This is a genomic window from Halegenticoccus soli, from assembly GCF_002844195.1.
GTDB classification, from domain to species: domain Archaea; phylum Halobacteriota; class Halobacteria; order Halobacteriales; family Haloferacaceae; genus Halegenticoccus; species Halegenticoccus soli.
Window position 1 is genome coordinate 180,172 of record NZ_PEND01000002.1, and the last position, 17,739, is coordinate 197,910.

The 17,739-nt window shown below is 71.3% G+C and carries 20 protein-coding genes and 1 pseudogene; 12 read left to right on the plus strand and 9 right to left on the minus strand.

What is annotated here, in order from left to right:
• The first annotated feature begins 185 nt into the window (after positions 1–185).
• From CNO20_RS05835 to CNO20_RS05865, 7 genes are all read left to right on the plus strand, one after another.
• Positions 186–2,288, plus strand: a complete 2,103-nt coding sequence (locus CNO20_RS05835) for a minichromosome maintenance protein MCM (RefSeq protein ID WP_101295203.1) — start codon at positions 186–188, stop codon at positions 2,286–2,288.
• A complete protein-coding gene (locus CNO20_RS05840) occupies positions 2,289–2,567 on the plus strand; it encodes a DUF7854 family protein (RefSeq protein WP_101295204.1) in 279 nt (92 codons plus the stop codon).
• Positions 2,568–2,653: 86 nt separating this feature from the next.
• Positions 2,654–3,283 carry a DUF7504 family protein gene (locus CNO20_RS05845; protein ID WP_199174746.1) on the plus strand — a complete coding sequence of 210 codons (630 nt, stop codon included), beginning with the start codon at positions 2,654–2,656 and terminating at the stop codon, positions 3,281–3,283.
• Between the two features lie 71 nt (positions 3,284–3,354).
• The gene (locus CNO20_RS05850; RefSeq protein ID WP_101295737.1) at positions 3,355–3,693 is read left to right on the plus strand and encodes a DUF7855 family protein; all 339 of its coding nucleotides are present in this window, start codon (positions 3,355–3,357) and stop codon (positions 3,691–3,693) included.
• A complete protein-coding gene (locus tag CNO20_RS05855) occupies positions 3,690–4,574 on the plus strand; it encodes a DUF7856 family protein (RefSeq protein WP_101295205.1) in 885 nt (294 codons plus the stop codon). Before CNO20_RS05850 ends, CNO20_RS05855 begins: the two co-directional genes overlap by 4 nt.
• Before the next feature lie 31 nt (positions 4,575–4,605).
• Positions 4,606–5,457 (plus strand): DUF7857 domain-containing protein, encoded by an 852-nt coding sequence (locus CNO20_RS05860; protein WP_101295206.1) that lies wholly within the window; start codon positions 4,606–4,608, stop codon positions 5,455–5,457.
• Positions 5,454–6,116 carry a MinD/ParA family ATP-binding protein gene (locus CNO20_RS05865; RefSeq protein ID WP_101295207.1) on the plus strand — a complete coding sequence of 221 codons (663 nt, stop codon included), beginning with the start codon at positions 5,454–5,456 and terminating at the stop codon, positions 6,114–6,116. The genes CNO20_RS05860 and CNO20_RS05865 overlap by 4 nt, the downstream gene beginning before the upstream one ends.
• Here the strand turns inward: CNO20_RS05865 and CNO20_RS05870 are convergent.
• A pseudogene (locus tag CNO20_RS05870) lies at positions 6,095–6,958 on the minus strand (transcription initiation factor IIB). The gene CNO20_RS05865 and the pseudogene CNO20_RS05870 overlap by 22 nt on opposite strands.
• Before the next feature lie 173 nt (positions 6,959–7,131).
• On the opposite strand from CNO20_RS05870, the gene CNO20_RS05875 reads away from it, so the two are divergent.
• Entirely contained in the window at positions 7,132–7,647 is a 516-nt protein-coding gene (locus tag CNO20_RS05875; RefSeq protein WP_101295208.1) for a DUF7858 family protein, read from the plus strand.
• Between the two features lie 163 nt (positions 7,648–7,810).
• Here the strand turns inward: CNO20_RS05875 and CNO20_RS05880 are convergent, their stop codons facing one another.
• The 4 genes from CNO20_RS05880 to CNO20_RS05895 all read right to left on the minus strand — a co-directional run bounded on the left by CNO20_RS05880 (position 7,811) and on the right by CNO20_RS05895 (position 10,047).
• A complete protein-coding gene (locus CNO20_RS05880) occupies positions 7,811–8,566 on the minus strand; it encodes a P-loop NTPase family protein (protein WP_101295209.1) in 756 nt (251 codons plus the stop codon).
• Positions 8,567–8,690: 124 nt separating this feature from the next.
• Positions 8,691–9,122 carry an HIT family protein gene (locus tag CNO20_RS05885; RefSeq protein ID WP_101295210.1) on the minus strand — a complete coding sequence of 144 codons (432 nt, stop codon included), beginning with the start codon at positions 9,120–9,122 and terminating at the stop codon, positions 8,691–8,693.
• A gap of 72 nt (positions 9,123–9,194) precedes the next feature.
• On the minus strand, positions 9,195–9,812 hold the full coding sequence (locus tag CNO20_RS05890; RefSeq protein ID WP_101295211.1) for a uracil-DNA glycosylase: 618 nt from the start codon (positions 9,810–9,812) through the stop codon (positions 9,195–9,197).
• Between the two features lie 4 nt (positions 9,813–9,816).
• Positions 9,817–10,047 carry a DUF7860 family protein gene (locus CNO20_RS05895; RefSeq protein ID WP_101295212.1) on the minus strand — a complete coding sequence of 77 codons (231 nt, stop codon included), beginning with the start codon at positions 10,045–10,047 and terminating at the stop codon, positions 9,817–9,819.
• A gap of 86 nt (positions 10,048–10,133) precedes the next feature.
• Here CNO20_RS05895 and CNO20_RS05900 point away from each other — a divergent pair, with 86 nt between their 5' ends.
• The gene (locus tag CNO20_RS05900) at positions 10,134–10,388 is read left to right on the plus strand and encodes a DUF8151 family protein (RefSeq protein WP_101295213.1); all 255 of its coding nucleotides are present in this window, start codon (positions 10,134–10,136) and stop codon (positions 10,386–10,388) included.
• 62 nt (positions 10,389–10,450) lie between these two features.
• On the opposite strand, the gene prs is transcribed toward CNO20_RS05900, so the two are convergent.
• From prs to CNO20_RS05915, 3 genes are all read right to left on the minus strand, one after another.
• Positions 10,451–11,350, minus strand: coding sequence for a ribose-phosphate diphosphokinase (prs, locus tag CNO20_RS05905; protein WP_101295214.1), 900 nt, complete (start codon positions 11,348–11,350; stop codon positions 10,451–10,453).
• A gap of 130 nt (positions 11,351–11,480) precedes the next feature.
• Positions 11,481–12,287 (minus strand): HVO_0234 family beta-propeller protein, encoded by an 807-nt coding sequence (locus tag CNO20_RS05910; RefSeq protein ID WP_101295215.1) that lies wholly within the window; start codon positions 12,285–12,287, stop codon positions 11,481–11,483.
• Between the two features lie 162 nt (positions 12,288–12,449).
• Positions 12,450–12,824, minus strand: a complete 375-nt coding sequence (locus CNO20_RS05915) for a metal-binding protein (RefSeq protein ID WP_233203938.1) — start codon at positions 12,822–12,824, stop codon at positions 12,450–12,452.
• A gap of 73 nt (positions 12,825–12,897) precedes the next feature.
• Here CNO20_RS05915 and CNO20_RS05920 point away from each other — a divergent pair, with 73 nt between their 5' ends.
• The 3 genes from CNO20_RS05920 (at position 12,898) to CNO20_RS05930 (ending at position 16,341) form a co-directional block, all read left to right on the plus strand.
• Positions 12,898–14,010 (plus strand): tRNA (guanine(26)-N(2))-dimethyltransferase, encoded by a 1,113-nt coding sequence (locus CNO20_RS05920; RefSeq protein ID WP_101295217.1) that lies wholly within the window; start codon positions 12,898–12,900, stop codon positions 14,008–14,010.
• Positions 14,011–14,111: 101 nt separating this feature from the next.
• Complete coding sequence (locus tag CNO20_RS05925; protein ID WP_101295218.1) at positions 14,112–15,377, plus strand: YihY/virulence factor BrkB family protein; 1,266 nt, start codon at positions 14,112–14,114, stop codon at positions 15,375–15,377.
• A gap of 13 nt (positions 15,378–15,390) precedes the next feature.
• A complete protein-coding gene (locus CNO20_RS05930; RefSeq protein WP_101295219.1) occupies positions 15,391–16,341 on the plus strand; it encodes a phosphatase PAP2 family protein in 951 nt (316 codons plus the stop codon).
• Positions 16,342–16,348: 7 nt separating this feature from the next.
• Here CNO20_RS05930 and glnA read toward each other — a convergent pair whose 3' ends face one another.
• The gene (gene glnA, locus CNO20_RS05935) at positions 16,349–17,722 is read right to left on the minus strand and encodes a type I glutamate--ammonia ligase (protein ID WP_101295220.1); all 1,374 of its coding nucleotides are present in this window, start codon (positions 17,720–17,722) and stop codon (positions 16,349–16,351) included.
• Positions 17,723–17,739 lie beyond the last annotated feature (17 nt).

Consider the following 17,739-nt stretch of genomic DNA (forward strand, 5'->3'; position numbering starts at 1 on the left):
CCCTAGTAGACGGTCTCCGAGACGGTACGCCGCTCGAACGCTTTTTCCCCCTTCGCTCTTCGTCCCTCCCGCCGCGGCGCGCCGATCTCTCCGCCCCCCGGCCGCGTCTCCGCGGCCGTCGACCGGCCGATCACTTCCGGGACGAGGCGACACTTCTTACACTATGAGGTGCTAAGATGGGTTCAATGGCTCAGGCGCAGAACCAGGAGCTGACCGAGCGGTTCATCCAGTTCTACCGCAACTACTACCGGGACGCCATCGGTCAGCTCGCGCAGAAGTATCCGAACGAACAGCGGTCTCTGTACGTCGACTACGACGATCTCTACACGTTCGACCCTGATCTCGCCGAGGACTACCTCAGCCAGCCCGACCAGCTCCGGGAGTACGCCGAAGAGGCGCTCCGACTCTACGACCTGCCCGCGGACGTGAGCCTCGGACAGGCCCACGTCAGGCTCCGGAACATCCCCGACAGCATCGACATCCGCGGCATTCGGGTCCACGACAACCACGTCGGCAAGCTCGTGAGCGTGCAGGGCATCGTCCGCAAGGCGACCGACGTGCGCCCGAAGATCACGGAGGCGGCCTTCGAGTGTCAGCGCTGCGGAACGATGACGTACATCCCGCAGGCCGACGGCAGCTTTCAGGAGCCCCACGAGTGTCAGGGCTGCGAGCGCCAGGGCCCGTTCCGCGTCAACTTCGACCAGTCCGAGTTCATCGACTCCCAGAAGCTCCGGATCCAGGAGAGCCCCGAGGGCCTCCGCGGCGGGGAGACGCCCCAGAGCATCGACGTGAACATCGAGGACGACATCACCGGTCGCGTCACCGCGGGCGACCACGTCACCGTCACGGGCGTCCTCCACATCGAGCAGATGAAGCAGGGCAACGAGAAGTCGCCGATCTTCGACCTCTACATGGACGGCGTCTCGATCACCATCGAGGACGAGGAGTTCGAGGACATGGACATCACCGAGGAGGACAAGCGGGAGATCATCGAACTCTCGAACCACCCCGACATCTACGAGGAGATGGTCGCCTCCGTCGCGCCCTCGATCTACGGCTACGACAAGGAGAAGCTCGCGATGATCCTCCAGCTCTTTTCGGGCGTCACGAAGCACCTCCCCGACGGCTCCCGGATTCGCGGGGACCTGCACATGCTCCTGATCGGGGACCCCGGTACGGGCAAATCGCAAATGCTCTCATATATCCAGAACATTGCACCAAGATCTGTTTATACTTCAGGAAAGGGGTCGTCCTCCGCCGGCCTCACCGCCGCCGCCGTCCGCGACGACTTCGGCGACGGCCAGCAGTGGTCCCTCGAAGCGGGCGCGCTCGTCCTCGCCGACAAGGGCATCGCGGCAGTGGACGAACTGGACAAGATGCGACCGGAGGACCGGTCGGCGATGCACGAGGGGCTCGAACAGCAGAAGATCAGCGTCTCGAAGGCGGGGATCAACGCGACGCTCAAATCGCGGTGTTCGCTCCTCGGCGCGGCCAACCCCAAGTACGGGCGGTTCGACCAGTACGAGCCGATCGGCGAACAGATCGACCTCGAACCGGCGCTCATCTCCCGGTTCGACCTCATCTTCACCGTCACCGACCAGCCCGACCCCGACCACGACAGCCGCCTCGCGGATCACATCCTCCGGACGAACTACGCGGGGGAACTCCACACCCAGCGGACGCGGATGCCGCGGTCGAACTTCACGGCGGAGGAGGTCGACGCCGTCACCGAGGAGGTCGCACCGGAGATCGAACCGGACCTCCTCCGGAAGTACATCGCGTACGCGAAGCGGAACGTCTTCCCGACGATGACGCCGGAGGCCAAACAGACCATCAGCGACTTCTACGTCGACCTCCGGGCGAAAGGGGCCGACGAGGACGCCCCCGTGCCGGTCACCGCCCGAAAGCTCGAGGCGCTCGTGCGCCTCTCGGAGGCGAGCGCCCGCGTCCGCCTCTCCGACACGGTCGAACAGGAGGACGCGGAGCGCGCCGTCGACCTCGCCCGGTCCTGCCTCCAGGACATCGGCGTCGACCCCGAGACCGGCCAGTTCGACGCGGACGTGGTCGAGACCGGGCAGTCGAAGACCCAGCGCGACCGCATCAAGAACCTGAAACAGCTCATCGCCGAGATCGAAGACGAGTACGAGGAGGGCGCGCCCGTCGACGAGGTGCTCGAACGCGCCGGCGAGATCGGACTCGACCGATCGAAGGCGGAAGGGGAGATCGAGAAACTCCGCCGCAAGGGCGAGGTGTACGAGCCCCGGCAGAATCACCTCAGGACCACGTAGATGGACCGCATCTCCGCACTCCGGAACGTCGAGGAGGCCCTGCGCGCGTTCGAGGCCGGCGAGGCGGATCTCGAATCGACCGAGCGGCGGGTGGCGACCGTCCTGCGGACGTACGCGACCGAGTTCGAGGACGGCGACCTCGCGGCCTACAGGGCGAGCGGCGAAGGTCGCGCGGACGGGCTTGTCGTCGTCGCCGAATCGCCGACGGACGCCGAGCGCCGCCTCCGCGACCTGCTCGACGCCGAGTCGCTCGACGTCGACCTCGAACGACTCCGGTGACCGGTCGCGCCGCCTTCGTAAACGCTTTAGTCAGATAGCTGCATAGTCAGTTCAACCAACCGCTCGCGGCGGTGCGGGGTGTGACCGTGGAATTCTCCCACTCGAACGTCGAAGAGGCGCTCGCCGACGCGTCGAGCGTGCTGCTTCTCGCGCCGTCGCTCTTCGACGCGGAAAACGACGTCTGTATCGACCTCCTCCGTCCCGGAGACGCCGCGGAGGAAAACGTGCTCTGGGTGTCCTACACGCGGTCTCCCGACGCGCAGCTCCGCCGGTGGCGGGCGCGCGCGGGCGCGCCGCCGGCGAACCTCGGCGTCGTCAGCGTCGGGGAAACGGTGCGATCGACCGGCGCGGTCGCCGGCGAAACCCGCGCGGACGCCCGCCGCGGGGCGCCCGGGCCGATCGAGGCCGTGGCGAACCCGAACGACCTCACGGGGCTGGGAATCGCCATCAACGAGTACCTCCACGGGTGGGAGCACAACGGAAACCGGACCGTCGTCTGCTTCGACTCGCTGACGGCCATGCTCCAGTACGTCGAACTCGAGACCGCCTACGAGTTCCTCCACATCCTCGCCGGCCGGCTGTACGCCGCCGACGCCGTCGCGCACTTCCACATGGATCCGGGCGCGCACGACACGCGGGCGGTCGAGAGCGTCGCGTCGCTGTGCGACGCGGTCGTCGACCTGCGCGAGGACGGCGTCTCGGTCCGTCACCGGTAGCCGAGCGTGCGCTCGGTTCGCCCGGCGCGACCGACGGTACCTTTATGTTCGCGCGCTTCTCACCCGCGCAGGTGCTCCTGGTGGTCACGTATTCGCGGGCGGCGCGACAGACGCTCCGGAACGTCTGCCGCAGCCACGACGAGACGGTCGTCCGACGCTTCGGTCGCGCCGCGCTGTTCGAGGGGACCGAGTTCGGCGCGTTCCTCGCGCTCCGCCTCCGCGAGAAGCACGGCGGAGACGTGCAGATCGAGCGGACGACGCCGCTGAACGAGTTCGAGACCGTTCCCGAGCGGGTTCGGGAGGCCGCGGCCGCGTACGAGGCGCGCGAACACCCGAGCACGCCGTACGCGAAGTTCGCGGCGGGGACCGACCACCCCGGCCCGGAGCGGCTTCGCCGCCGCGAGCTGTGAGGGTCGCCGTCGACGGAGTCGTCCGCCGCGGCCGCGCGGTCGATCTCCGGGACCTCAATCCCGCCCCCGGGGCGGTCCTCGCCGCGATCCGCGCGGCGGGCACCGACGGGCCGACCGACGCCGACGGGCCGACCGACGCCGACGGGCCGACCGACGACCGTTCCGTCCGCGTCGATTGTCCGACCTCGAGCAGCGCCCACGACCGCCTCGGTCACGTCGCTGGCTCGCCCGCTCGGTCTCTGCGCGCGCTTCTCGCCGCGGCCGCCCGCTCCCGCGGACAGCGCGCGCCGCAGCGATCGGAACTGCGGTCGGTCCGCGACGCCCTCGCCGACCTGCACGTCCCCGAGACGGACCTGACCGACGAGCGGCGACGTGCCGCGAACGCCGGACGGGAGGAGGATCGACTCCGCGAGCGGGTGGCGGAGCTCCGCGGTAGGCTGCGGGCGCTCGACGAGACGGGCGCGGAGACGGACGCGGTTCGAGACGACCTTCTGGCCGCGATCGAGCGGCTCTCCGAGGTCGAGACCGAGCGCATCGCCGCGGCGCAGTCGCTCGAACGGGCCGAGCGACGGGCGCGGGAGGCCCGGAGCCGACGGGAGCGACGGCTCGAACTGGAGGACCGGGAGGCGAACCTCGAACGGGCGGCCCGCGCGCACCTGGCCGCCGCGATTTACGACGAGTTCGCGGCGGCGGCGCGCTCGCTTCCGGGCGCGGCCGAGCCGGGTGACGGTCCGGGCGCGTACGACGGCGATCCGATCACCGCGCACCTCGCGGCCGTCCGCGTCGCCGACCTCGACGCGCCGGTCGTGCTCTCCGTCCCGCGGTTCGACGGCGCCGAGGAGGCGTCCGCGCGGCTCGGCGTCCCCGTCATCCGCCTGTGAATTTAAATCCGGAGACGGGGCCAACGGACGTATGGACCTCGACTGGACGATCGATTCGTCGGCCGGCGTCTCGCTCGTCTCCGTGCGGCTGCGCAACCCGACGCCCGTGGACCGCCGGGTGCGGCTTCGGAACCGCCTCGACGGTCCCGCCCTCCCGCCGCGGACCGAGGGCGTCCCCGAGGCGGGATGGGACGCGGACGGATACGAGACGGTCGTGCCGGCCGGCGAACGGGTCGTCGCGGGCTACGCCTGCAGAGCGCCCCCGGCCGATCCGCCCGTCGAAGTGACGCTCGACGAACGCGCCGACGAGGTCGATCCCCCCTCCCCGGCTCCCGCCGACGCCGTCCGCCGGCTCGGCCGCGCCTCGCCCCCGCGCGACGCGGTGCCGGCTTCCGCGTCCGGGCCGGCTACCCGACCGGCGATCGACGCGCCGGACGCGACGGGTTCGGCGGTTGCGTCGGACGCGACGGGCGCGACGGAGACGACGGGCGCGACCAACGTGACGGATACGGACGACGCGGAGGAAACGGAGGACGCGGCTGACGCGATGGACGCGGAACGAACGACGGACGCCACGGACGGGGGAGCCGCGACGGACGCGACGACCGTTCCGGAACCCGTCGCCTCCTGGTTCGACGACGCGGAGGCGCGGATCGAACGCGCCGAGCGGCTGACGGACGCCTCGGTGCCGGAGGCGACCGCGGTGATGGAGGCGATGAACACCGAGTCGACGGTCGGCGGCCTCGACGGGATCGACCGGCTCGCCGCGGGGGTTGCGACGGACGCCGACCTGCTCCGATCCGTCGCCGCGCGCGCGACCGGCCTCGCGGAGCGGGCCGAGGCGGCGGACGTGCCGGTCGACGCGCTCCGGAGGCTGGCGTGATCCTCGCGGTCGCCGGCGGCAAGGGCGGGGTGGGCAAGTCGACCGTCGCGTACAACCTCGGCGCGGCGCTCCCGGCCGTCGTCGTCGACGCGGACCTCGGCATGGCGGATCTCCCCCGGGGCCGCGGACCCGACCTCCACGACGTGCTCGCCGGCCGCGCGGATCCGGTCGAGGCCGTCCGCGGTTCTCCGGTTCGGCTGCTGCCCTGCGGACGCTCGCTCGCCGGCGCGCGGGCGGCGGACGTGACCGCCCTCGCGGACGCCCTGCGCGCGGTCGAGCGCGAGTGCGGCGACGTGGTCGTCGACTGTCCGGCCGGCATGCGCGCCGACGCGGGGGTCCCGCTCGCCGTCGCGGACTGCTGCGTCGTCGTGGCGTCGCCGCGGCCGTTCGCGCTGGCCGACGCGGTCCGGACGCGGGCGCTCGCGCGGGAACTCGACGCCGGCCTCGTCGGGGTCGTCCTGAACCGGACCGTCGACGAGCCGCCGGTCGACGCGGTCGAACGGACGCTGGGCGCGCCGGTGACGACCGTCCCCGCCGATCCCCGCGTCGCCGCGTCAGTCGCGGACCGCGCGCCGGTCGTCGTCGCGGCCCCGGAGAGCCGGGCGGCGGCGGGAATCGAGGCGCTCTCGCGGGCCGTTCAGTCTTGCAGGCCGGCGTAAGTGCTCCGGAGGGTGACCGGCGTGACGCCCGCCACGTCGGCCGCCTCGCGCTGCGTCACCGACCGATCCAGCTCCCGCGCGGCGGCGTACAGGCACGCCGCCGCCACGCCGCTCGGGTTCCGCCCGTTCGCGATGCCCGCCTCGCGCGCCTCGGCGACGAGTTCGCGCGCCCGCCGCTCCGTCGGCGCGTCGAGGCCGAGTTCGCTGGCGAACCGCGGGACGTGCTCGGCGGGATCGATCGGTCCGGTCGGAAGCCCAAGCTCGCGGTTGAGCGCGCCGTAGGCGGCCCGGTGCTCCGCCTCGGTCGCCCTGGCGGCCTCGACCACCTCGTCGACGGTCCGCGAGACAGAGGCGACCCGGCAGGCCGCGTACACTGACGCGGACGCGAACCCCTCCAGCGACCGCCCGCGGAGCAGGTCCTCCTTCTGCGCCGAGCGGAACAGCGAGCAGGCGTGGTCACGAACCCGCTCGGGGAGCGACAGCGCCCCGGTGAGCCGCCGGATCTCGGTGAACGCGTACACCTGGTTCCGCTCGCGTTTCGTGGGGATGCGCGCGCGGTTGTGCTGCCGACGCAGCCTGGTCATCCGCCGGCGCTTTCGCCCCTTGATCCGCGTCGATCGGCCGATCTCGGTCGACAACCCCCGGTCGTGACGCGAGCGGGTCAGCGGTGCGCCGGTCCGCTCGCGGTTCCGCTCGTCGTCCGCGAACGATCGTCACTCCGGGCCGGGATCGATGCGGTTCTCCGCGACGACCAGCCCGCAGTTCGTGCAGACGGTCTCTCCGCCGTCGGCGCTCAGTCGCCCGTCGCACTCCGGACAGCCGCTCGAACGTGCCTGACTCATCACACTTCGAGCTTCGGCCCGATCGGGTATTTAAAGACAGGACGAATCGCCGGAACGACCCCGCCCTTTCGTCGCTGAAGGTACCGGTCACCGGTACCTTCTTTTCGCGCGCCCGCCCCGGATCGCTCTCCGAAAGAGTAATGGTAAGGATGTTGAGGTGTCAACTCACGTCTATGGGGCTGTCGGACATCGCCGCGGGGATCGAGGTCACGATGGAGCAGCGCGACCGCGGCGTCCCCACCGTCGACGGCACCGGCTCCGACCTCGGAGAGCGGCTCGCGTCCAGCGCCGAGTCGCTGCCGTGCGATCCCGGGGCGGCGGCGACGGTGCTCGAAACCCACGCGGCCGGGACGAGCGTCGGCGACAGCGCCCGGGAGGCGAACGTCGCGCCGGTGACGGCGGCGAAGGTCCTCCACCGGTGCGGCGTCGCGGGCGTCTCGCCGCTCTCCCCGGACGCGCGGCGGATCCTGCGCGACTGGCTGTCGGGGGACCTCTCCCGGACGGACGCGCTCGCGCTCACGGGCGCGAGCGACGCGGAGTTCGCGCTCGCGGCGTACATCGAGACGCACGACCAGGTCCCGGCGCTCGTCGAGGCGGTCGAGTCCGGGCGCGTTCCGGCGGCGAGCGCGACCGTCGAAAAGCGGGACGCGCTCCGCGAAACCATGAGCGACGCGACCGACCTCCGCTGAGGGCGACGGAGACCCACGGGCGCTACCGCCGGCCCGATAGGCAGCGTTGAGAGACGCGATTGCAGGCCGGATACCCGGCGCGGGGGCGTTCGAGGCGGTCTCCGTCTCGCTGTCGACTCCAACCCTCTGAGCTGAACAGTACCGGCCCGATACCGGCGAACCGCTATCGCCGATTCGAGACGTACGCCTCCGCGCGCTCCAGCAGTCCCGGCTCCTCGAACTCCAGATCCAGTTCCACGTCGAACAGCTCCGTCGCCGCCGCGGCGACCGCCGGCGAGAGCGGCGCCTCCGGATCGACGCAGACCGGCGCGTCGGCGACGGCGCTCGCCTCGCTCGCCGGCAGGTGCGCGTCGGCGGCGTCCAACTCGCCCCACGTCGAGAGCACGGCGTCCGCGGGCGCGCCCACGTCGCGGAGGCGAGCCCGCGTCCGCTGGAGGGCGTCCGTGCCGCGCGCGGTTGCCGGCGCGACAGCCACGACGCGGTCCGCCGCGTCGACCGCGGCGATCGACTGGTTGGCGGCGACGGGCGGCACGTCGACGAGCACGTGCTCGAACGCCGCGGCGGCCTCGGTGACGCGCTCTTCGAACCGCCGGGCGGCGTCGACCGCCTTCGCGCGGGCCAGCCGCTCGAACGGCGCGTGCGCCGGACAGCAGGCGACTCGACCCGGGATCGATTCGGGAAGCGCGAGCGGGTACAGTCCCGAAGCGAGCGGTTCGTCGGGGAGGTCCGCGAGCAGCGCGGTCGCGTCCGGATCGATCCGCCCCCCGACGTAGTGGGCGAGCCCCTGCGTCGCGAACGCCGCGTCCAGCACCGCCACGTCGCGCCCGTCGCGGGCGAGCGTCGCCGCCAGTTCGACCGCCGATCGCGTCGTCCCCGCGCCGCCGGTCGCGCCGACCAGCGCTGTCGTCGTTCCAGCCATGCGTCGGGATTGTGACCTGTCAGGATTAAAAACTCCCGGTTCGAACTCGACGCCGCCGTCGGACCGATCGGCGGCTCGGCGACGGTCGGCGCGACCGGCGGCGAGGATCGATCCGCGTCGCCGTCTACTCGCGGTGCGTCGCGGAGATCTCCGCCGCGAGGTCGGTGAGGTCGTCGTCCGAGAGGTCCGGCCGCTCGCCCGCGACGGCGTGGATGGGACCGCCGCCGTCACCCTCGAACCGGGGGACGATGTGGGCGTGCACGTGCGGCACCTCCTGGCCCGCCGCCTCGCCGTCGTTTATTCCGACGGTCGTCGCGTCGGCGTCGACGACGCTCTCGACGCGGGGGACGAGTTCGTACACCTCGTGGAACACCTCCGTCGCCACGTCGCTCGGCATGTCGCCCAGGCGCTCGTAGTGATCCTTCGGTACGACGAGGGTGTGCCCCGGCGCGAGGGGGTTCACGTCGAGGAACGCGAGCGTCGCGTCGGTCTCCCGGACGACGTTCGCGGGGATGTCGCCCGCCACGATCTTACAGAAGATGCAGTCGTCGGACATGGGCGAACCGTCGACCGCGCGGCGTAAGAAGATTTCCCGGACCGACCCTGCGCGGGGCCGCCGCCGACCTGATCAGGGGAGGTGCGACGCGATCGCCTCCCGGTACTCCTCGGGCGCGTAGCCGAGCCGGGACAGCCACACCTCCTGGTACGAGGGGTGCAGGATCGGGAGGAGGCGCACGCCGAGCGCGGGGCAGTCGACCGGGTCGAGGACGGCGTCGAGGAAGCCGTCGAGGTCGCGTCCCTCGAAGGCGAGCACCGTCCGCGTCGCGTGCTTGCCGGTGGCGACGACGACGGCCGGGTCGACCGCTTCGATCTCGGCTTCGAGGTGCGTCCGGCAGTTTTCGAGTTCCGCGCGCGTCGGCTCGCGGTTCGACCCGCCGTCGCCGCGCGGGAAGCACTTCACCGCGTTCGTGTAGTACGTCCTGTCGCCGTAGTCCAGGTCGTCGAACAGGGCGCGGATCCGCCGCCCGGAGTGGCGCGAGGTGTACGCGAACCCGGTGTGGTTGCCGCCCTTCCACGTCTCCGCGTCGGGGTCCCCCGCGCCGGGTGCCTCGCCGACGACCATCACGTCCGCGTTCGACGGTCCGTTCCCCCACGAGATGCGGGTCCGCGAGTCGGCCAGGGCGGGACAGCGGGCGCAGCCGGGTTCGAGGACGTTTCGCTCGTCCGAGCGCGGGTGCGTCGGCATCGGCTCACTCCGTGAGCGGAAGCGCGAGGCCGAAGACGAGCGGCGAGAGCAGCCCGATCAGGATGCCGAGCACTTCGAGGTCGAAAAACAGCGTCTCCTCCCAGGCGGGTATCGGCTGCAACACCGCGTGCCCCACGACCTGTCCGAGCACGCCGACGACGAACAGCGCGACGCCGAGGCCGAAGCCGGTTTTCGTCAGACGGGGGTAGTCGAGATTCCCGTAGCGACCGGTCATGCGTGCGTGTCGTCCGCTCCGGGGCAAAACGGTTACGCTCGCGGCCGAGCGAAAAGCTCACAACGCCCCGCGCGTTCCGCTACCCCATGCAGGAACTGCTCGCGGAGCTGCTCTCGGAACTCGTCGCCGTCGTCCTTCTGGCCCTCGGAACGGGCACCCTGACGACGGTCGGTCTCTACCTCGAACGGCTCAGCTTCGAAGCGTTCACCTCCGGAAGAGTCACGTTCGCCCTCTGGGTGGCCGGCATGGGTGCGCTCGCGCTGTACTTCGGCCCGTACCTGATGGGGTACACCGAACTCCTCCCGCGAATCCGCGCGCTCGCGGCCGGCGCGGCGGAGTGACGAAGCGACGGACCGGCCGAAAACTGGCGGGGCGACGGATCCCGCCGAATCGAAACCGAAAATCAGAGGTGCGCCGCGATCGCGGGCGCGACGCTCACGGCGCTCACGTCGCGTTCGATCGTGTCGGTTCCGTAGAGGGCCCGTATCCCCGCGCGTTCGAGCTTCGTCCGGGCGTTGCTCGCGAGCAGCGGATGGACGCAGGTGACGTACACGTTCGCCGCGCCGCGGTCGCGGAGCACGCCGATGGACTCGCTCATCGTCGACCCCGTGGCGATGATGTCGTCGACGAGGACCACGTCCCGTCCCTCGACGGGCGCGCCGCTCGGGCTGATCTCGATCTCCCCGGTGTCGTAGTCCCGCGCCTTCTCGAAGTAGTCGGTGTCGCCGTCGCCGTAGGCGTCGCGGACGGTCTCGGCGATCGAGATCGCCCCCGCGTCCGGCGACAGGAACAGCGGCTCGTCAAGGTCGTCCGGCAGCGGCTCGGCCAGCCGCGACGCGGCGTCGACGGCCTCGCACGGCACGTCGAAGAAGTCGGCGACGGACGGCTCGTGGGGGTTCACGAGCACGACCCGGTCGGCCTCGGCGCTGATCGCGCGGGCGACGGCGCGGGCCGAGGCGGGCTGGCCGGGCCTGAACGCCTTGTCCTGTCTCGCGTAGCCCATGTAGGGGACGACGGTCACCACCTCGTCCGCGCCCGCCTCGCGCGCGGCGTCCTGCAGCTGGAGCAGCTCGACGTGCGCGTCGCTCGTGACCGTCGAGGCGACGACGACCGCGCGGCCGCCGTCGATGTCGACCGGTCGGACGTCCGCTTCCCGCCCCTCCCCTTCGCCGGCGAGCGCGGGCGCGGAGACGAGCAGTTCGCCGTCCGGAAACCGCCGGTACTCCGCGACCGCGAGCGGTTCGTCGCACTCGGTCGCGAGCGTCGCAGCCAGGGCTTGAGAAGAGGACCCGGGGAGTATCATGTGTGAGGGCACTATGTCCGGCGTTAAACCCGTTTTCGTTGGCGCTCGGCTCGCTCCCCGATCGACTTTGACCGTTCGACTGGCGGGCGGTGCCGGTGCCAGCCGTCGCCCGCCGCCCGCGGCCGTCCCGTCACCGGACGGCCAGTCCGCCGACGCCGTCCAGCCCGAGCGCCTGCGAGCGCCAACCATCGCCCGCGTCGAGCAGGAACGTCCCGGCGTCCGTCACCGCGACGGTGGCGTCGGGGGAGTAGTCGACGTCGACGATCGGTTCGTCGACGGGCGGCTCGATCTCCGACCACTCGCCGTCCGTCCGGGCGTAGACGCCGCTCGCGGAGACGGCGTGGGCCCGGTCGCCGCCGTCTGAGCTCACCGCGCGGAAGTCCCCGCGGAGCGCGTCCATCCAGCCGTTGCCGAGCGCGTACAGCGCCTCGCCGGTCGCCGCGAGCGGGACGCCCCGGCCGGCCACGTCGCGCACGTCGTCCAGCCCCGCGTGCCGGAGCTCCCCGCCGGCGACGCGGTGGACGCCGTCCGCGGCGGCGACGACCCCCCCGTCGATGGCCCGGACGCTCCCAGCGGTTCCCAGGTCCGTCCACTCGCCGTCGGACCCGTCGCCGGCGGCCGCTTCGTATCGCGCGACTCGACCGTCCTCGCCGGCCGCCAGCACCCCGCCGTCGCCGTGTCCCACGGCGACCGCCGGGCCGAATCCCGTCCCCTCGAAGCCGTCCCCCGCCGAGACGAGCACGTCCTCGTCGGTCGCGACGACGACCTCGCCGCCCGCGGCCGCCACGTCGCGGGCGGCGCAGCGGCGCTCGACGCCGAATCCGCCGATCAGGTCGTCGGACACCTCCACGACGATGACGCCGATGGCGGCCGCGACGAACGCCTCGGTCTTGCCGCCCTTGTCGCTGTAAACCCGCTTTTCGTCGATCGTGCTCATCGGTCGTCGGGACACGCGCCGACGGCGAAAGCTTTCCGCTCGATCCCTCTCCCCCTCGCGGCGCGCCGACCGCTCGTCGGTAGTTCCCGCCGAGCGAGGTGGCACGGACCGCTCGCGCGTCCGAGTCGGTCGGAGAACGGAATCACTTCGCGCCGGAGTCGCTCACAGGAACTCGCGCACGTCCGAGTACCACATGTCGTGGTGATCGACCTCGCCGACCCGCTCCGCGATGGCGACCGCGAGGACGTGCCAGCACGCCTGCTCCGGATCGGTCGGATCGAGGTTGTACTCGCTGTCCTTGCACGTGCAGCCGCCGCCCTCGACGACGTACTCGTCGTCGTAGCCGACGACGACGGTGAAATCGCGGTACCGCTTCACCCGCCTCTCGGAGACGGCCTCGATGGCGCGGACGCCGCGGGACCCGTGGATGGAGACGATGGCGTCCGCTACCGGGGCGGTCAGCTCCCCGGCGTCTGCGAGCGTCGCGCGCCAGTCGGCCACCTCGCTCACGTCGGGTCGACCTAGCGTCGTCAGCACCAAAACACGTTCGATCGGCGAGCGAGCGGGTCGTATCGGGCGACTTTTCGCCGTCCCGTTCCCACCAGCACGCATGATCATCCGCGAAGGGGGCGTCGAGATCGACGTGCCGTCGGCCCGCGACGGCGCGAGCGAGGGCGCCGGCGACGGGGTGTTCTTCAACCCAACGCAGGAGCTGAACCGCGACGTGACGGTCGCGGCGCTGCGGGCCTACCGCGAGCGCGAGCCGCGCGCCGAGACCTACCTCGACGCGACGGCCGCGAGCGGGATCCGCGGGGTCCGCGCCGCGGCTGAGGGGTTCGACGTGACCTGCGCCGACGTCGACTCCGAGGCGGTCGAACTGGCCGAGGAGAACCTCGCGCGCAACGGCCTCGACGGGCGGACGCTCCGCCGCGACGCGAACGTCCTCATGCACCAGGAGGCGTTCGACGTGGTCGACGTGGACCCCTTCGGCACGCCGATGCCCTTCGCCGACGCGGCGTTCGCCCGGACCCGCAACCTCGTCTGCGTCACCGCGACCGACACCGCCCCGCTCTGCGGCGCGCACCTCAAAAGCGGCGTCCGCAAGTACAGCGCCGTCCCCAGGAACACGGACTACCACGCCGAGATGGGGCTCCGGATCCTGCTCTCCGCGCTCGTCCGGACCGCCGCCCGCCGCGACGTCGCCGCCGTCCCCGCGCTCTCGCATGTCTCCCGCCACTACGCCCGGACGTACCTCGAACTCGACCACCGCGCGACCGCGGCCGACGCCGCGATCGACGAACTGGGGCACCTCTACCACTGCGAGGACTGCCTCGCCCGCCGTCACGAGTACGGGCTCATCGCTCACCCGCCGGAGGAGTGCCCCGAGTGCGGCGGCGGTCGGGTGCTGACCGCCGGCCCCGTGTGGCTCGGGCCGACCGCCGACCGCGCGTTCGCCGATGCGGTCCGCGAGCGCGTCACGGACGACATGGGCGAGGCCAAGCGCGCGCGGAAACTGCTCGCCGCGATCGCCGCCGAGTTCGACGCGCCCACCCACTACGACCAGCACCGGCTCTGCAAGGAGTGGGGGCGGTCGGCGTCGGCGATGGACGAGTTCCTCGGGAAGCTCCGCGAGGCGGGCTACGAGGCGACTCGCGCCCACTACCACGGCACCGCGTTCAAGACGGACGCGACGGTCGAGGAGATCAGGGAGGCGACGCGGTGAGCGTCGTGAGCTCTCTCACGCGCTGAAACCGCCACCCCCCGCGAAACACGAGAGTTCAGCCCGCCAACGGTTACTTGTAGCTGTTCGCCGAACACAGTGGCGTGTCATCGACAGCCGTCAACCGTTCGCCCGGACCAGTCGGGACGGCGAAGTCCGTCGTCCGGGAGGTGCAGGACCGCGAAGTGACGTTTCTGGCCGCGAGCATCTCGTATTACGCGTTCGTCTCGCTCATCCCCCTGCTGGTGCTCTCGTTCGTCGTCGCGCTGTTCGTGGGCGGCGAGGGGCTCCGCGAACAGATCGAAGCGCTGGCCGGCCAGTACCTGCTGCCGACCGGCCAGGAGCTGATCACGGGCGCGGTGCAGAACCAGACGGGGCAGGGCGGCGTCGGCGTCGTCAGTTTCCTCCTCACGACCTGGGGTGCCCTCAAGCTGTTTCGCGGGGTCGACACGGCGTTCTCGCGGGTGTACGGCTCCGAGACGGGGGGGATCGTCGACCAGGTAAAAGACGGCGTCATCGTTCTCACCTCGATCGGGGCGGGCGTCGTCGGCGTGTTCGTCGTCGGCGCAGTCGCCTCGTTCGTCAACCTGCCGTTCATCGGGCTCGTGAGTTCCCTGCTGCTCTTCGCCTCGCTCGTCGTGGCGTTCTTCCCCCTCTACTACGTCTTCCCGGACGTCGACGTCACGCCCCGCGAGGTCGTGCCGGGGACGCTGTTCGCGGCGGTCGGCTGGGCGGTCCTCGCCGGGCTGTTCGGGGTGTACGCCGACGTCGCGGGCGGCAGCGTGGCCGGCGCGCTCGGCGCGATCCTCCTGCTCCTGACGTGGTTTTACTTCGGGGGGACGCTCCTGCTCGTCGGCGCCGTCGTCAACGCGGTTCTCGGTAACCGTCTCGCGGATCGGCAGGTACAACAGGCCGCGGGTAGACGTGAAAGTCAGACGGAGATGAGCGAGGACAGCGAGGATACGCCGGACCGGGAACGGGACGTCGAACCGGCGGGCGCGCCGGACATCAGCCAGCTCGAAGCGCGGGTCGAGGAGCTCCGCGCGGACCTCGACGCGTTCGAGTCCGACGTCGACGCCCGGACGGTGAAGAAGCCGGAACTGGAGTCGGAGCTCAAGCGGTACGTCCGCGCGCGCATGCGCCGCGGGAAAGCCCGCGGCTGGGGGCCGTATCTCGTCCTCCTCTACGGGACGCTCATGACGCTCGGCGCGTTCTTCTACGAGGACGGCCTCGTCGCCATCGGGGCGATGATCGTCATCTTCCTCTCGACGCTCGGGCTGTACGTGCTGTTCGTCATGGTCGGGGTCGGCCTCAACCTGCTCGACGTGCCCGGAAAGGCGGTCGACGCCGTCAAGGACCGCCGGCGATAACGCGGAGACGACGATGCCGACCGCGACACTCCCGCCGGCGGCGGCGACGGTCCGGACGTTCGGCGCGCTCGGTCCGCTCGCGGAGCTGTCGGACGCCGTCGTGTTCGTCTTCGCGCTCGTCACCCAGCTCGGCGACCCGTGGTTCCTGTTCGTCGGACTTGCGCTGCTCTACTGGTTCGGACCCGAGCGGCTCGGCGTGTCCCGACGGACGGGCGCGACCGTCCTCGCCCTCGCGCTCGGCGCGCTCGCGCTGACCGTCGGGCTCAAGAGCTTCTTCGCCTCCCCGCGGCCGCCCGGCGCGGGCCGGATCGTCCCGCCGACGTGGCTGCCCGCGTCGATCGCCCCGGCCTACGCCTCCCTCGCCACCGGCGACGGCTTCGGCTTCCCGAGCGGCCACGCCGTCGGCACGACGGTCGTCTACGGCGGCTGTGCGACGCTTCTGCGCGGCGGCGCGCGCGACCGGCGCTGGCTCGCCGCCGGCGCGGTCGTGGTCCTCGTTGGGCTCTCCCGGCTCGTCCTCGGCGTCCACTACCCGATCGACGTCGTCGTCGGCGTCCTCGTCGGTGCGACCTTCCTCGCGGGCGTCGTTCCGATCGTCCGGCGGCGACCCGACCGCGCCTTCGCCGTCGCGGCGGCCCTCAGTCTGCTTGCCGTGGGAATCGCGGCGGCCGGCGGCCACGCGATGGAGACGAAGGAGGCGGCCGCCGGCTTCGGCGGCGCGCTCGGCGGACTGGCGACGTGTCGCGCCGTCGAGATCCGGGACGGACGGCTCGGCGCGCCGCTCGCGCTCGTCGGCCTCGCCTTCGCCGGCGGCGTCTCGCTCGGGACCTACGTTCTCGCCCCGCCGGTGCCGGTGGCGGCGGGCGCGAACGCGCTCGTCGTCGCCTGCGTGCTCGCGCTGCCGGCGCTCGCGGCGCGGCTCGAAAAAAGCGAAAGCGGATCGGCTCAGAACGTCTCGAGGTAACGGTCCCTCAGAACGTCTCGAGGTAACGGTCCAGTTCCCACTCGGAGACGGAGACGCGGTAGTCGTCGAACTCCTGCGTCTTCGCCTCGACGAACTTCTCGTAGATGTGCTCGCCCAGGGCGCTCTGGACGGTCTCGTCCGTCTGAAGGGCCGAGAGCGCCTCGCCGAGGTTGGACGGCAGCGTGTCGATGCCGTACTCCCTGCGCTTTTCTTCGTCGAACTCGTAGATGTTCTCGCGGACCGGCGCGGGCGCTTCGAGGCCCTGCTCGATGCCGTCGAGGCCGGCGTGAATCATCGTCGCGAGCGCCAGGTAGGGGTTGCAGGACGGGTCGGGCGAGCGGAGTTCGATGCGCGAGGCGGCCGGGACGCGGGCGGCCGGCTTGCGGATGAGCGCCGAGCGGTTGCGGTCGGACCAGGCGACGTAGACGGGCGCTTCGTAGCCCGGCACCAGGCGCTTGTAGCTGTTGACGGTCGGGTTGCAGACGGCCGTGATGGCGGGGGCGTGTTCGAGGACGCCGGCGAGGAAGCTCTTTGCCGTCGCCGAGAGGTTGAACTCGTCGCTCTCGTCGTGGAAGGCGTTCTCGCCGCCCTCGGTGAAAAGCGACAGGTGCGTGTGCATGCCGGACCCGTTGATGCGCGCGATGGGCTTGGGCATGAACGTCGCGTGGAGGTCGTGCTCGGCCGCGATGGCGCGGACGACCGTCCGGAAGGTGGCGACGTTGTCGGCCGTCGAGAGCGCGTCGTCGTACTCGAAGTTGATCTCGTGCTGCCCCTCGGCGACCTCGTGGTGGCTCGCCTCGATCTCGAAGCCCATGCTCTCGAGCCCGTAGATGATGTCGCGGCGGACGTCCGACGCGAGGTCCTTGGGCGCGAGGTCGAAGTAACCCCCGGCGTCGTTCGTCTTCGTGGTCGCGCGGCCCTCCTCGTCCTCCTCGAACAGGAAGAACTCGGGCTCTGGCGCGGCGTTGACCTCGTAGCCCATCTCCGCGGCGCGGTCGAGCGCCTGCTTGAGCACGTAGCGGGGGTCACCCTCGAACGGCTCGCCGGTCGAGGTGTCGATCACGTCGCAGATGAGGCGGGCCGACGCGCCGCCTTCGCGTTTGCGCCACGGCAGGACGGCGAACGTCTCGGGGTCGGGCTTGAGCCGCATGTCGGACTCCTGAATGCGGACGAAGCCCTCGATGCTGGAGCCGTCGAAGTAGATCCCCTCCGTGAACGCTTTCTTGGCCTGCGTGGCCGGCACGGCCACGTTCTTCACCGTGCCGAGGATGTCGGTGAACTGCAGCCGAAGGAAGTCGACGTCCTCCGCTTCGATCTCGTCTATGACCGCCTGCGCTTCGCTGCTCAACCCGCCGTCTGGTACCATGTTTTCGTCCGTCATCTTCTGACCACGCTATG

What these genes read in the sequence shown, in the direction of transcription:
- CNO20_RS05860 (WP_101295206.1), top strand. Translation starts at nt 4,606, where the DNA reads ATGGACCTCGACTGGACGATCGATTCGTCGGCCGGCGTCTCGCTCGTC.
- CNO20_RS05835 (WP_101295203.1), top strand. Translation starts at nt 186, where the DNA reads ATGGCTCAGGCGCAGAACCAGGAGCTGACCGAGCGGTTCATCCAGTTC.
- CNO20_RS05910 (WP_101295215.1), bottom strand. Translation starts at nt 12,287, where the DNA reads ATGAGCACGATCGACGAAAAGCGGGTTTACAGCGACAAGGGCGGCAAG.
- CNO20_RS05930 (WP_101295219.1), top strand. Translation starts at nt 15,391, where the DNA reads ATGCCGACCGCGACACTCCCGCCGGCGGCGGCGACGGTCCGGACGTTC.
- glnA (WP_101295220.1), bottom strand. Translation starts at nt 17,722, where the DNA reads ATGACGGACGAAAACATGGTACCAGACGGCGGGTTGAGCAGCGAAGCG.
- CNO20_RS05900 (WP_101295213.1), top strand. Translation starts at nt 10,134, where the DNA reads ATGCAGGAACTGCTCGCGGAGCTGCTCTCGGAACTCGTCGCCGTCGTC.
- CNO20_RS05880 (WP_101295209.1), bottom strand. Translation starts at nt 8,566, where the DNA reads ATGGCTGGAACGACGACAGCGCTGGTCGGCGCGACCGGCGGCGCGGGG.
- CNO20_RS05890 (WP_101295211.1), bottom strand. Translation starts at nt 9,812, where the DNA reads ATGCCGACGCACCCGCGCTCGGACGAGCGAAACGTCCTCGAACCCGGC.
- CNO20_RS05895 (WP_101295212.1), bottom strand. Translation starts at nt 10,047, where the DNA reads ATGACCGGTCGCTACGGGAATCTCGACTACCCCCGTCTGACGAAAACC.
- CNO20_RS05885 (WP_101295210.1), bottom strand. Translation starts at nt 9,122, where the DNA reads ATGTCCGACGACTGCATCTTCTGTAAGATCGTGGCGGGCGACATCCCC.
- prs (WP_101295214.1), bottom strand. Translation starts at nt 11,350, where the DNA reads ATGATACTCCCCGGGTCCTCTTCTCAAGCCCTGGCTGCGACGCTCGCG.
- CNO20_RS05920 (WP_101295217.1), top strand. Translation starts at nt 12,898, where the DNA reads ATGATCATCCGCGAAGGGGGCGTCGAGATCGACGTGCCGTCGGCCCGC.
- CNO20_RS05875 (WP_101295208.1), top strand. Translation starts at nt 7,132, where the DNA reads ATGGGGCTGTCGGACATCGCCGCGGGGATCGAGGTCACGATGGAGCAG.
- CNO20_RS05840 (WP_101295204.1), top strand. Translation starts at nt 2,289, where the DNA reads ATGGACCGCATCTCCGCACTCCGGAACGTCGAGGAGGCCCTGCGCGCG.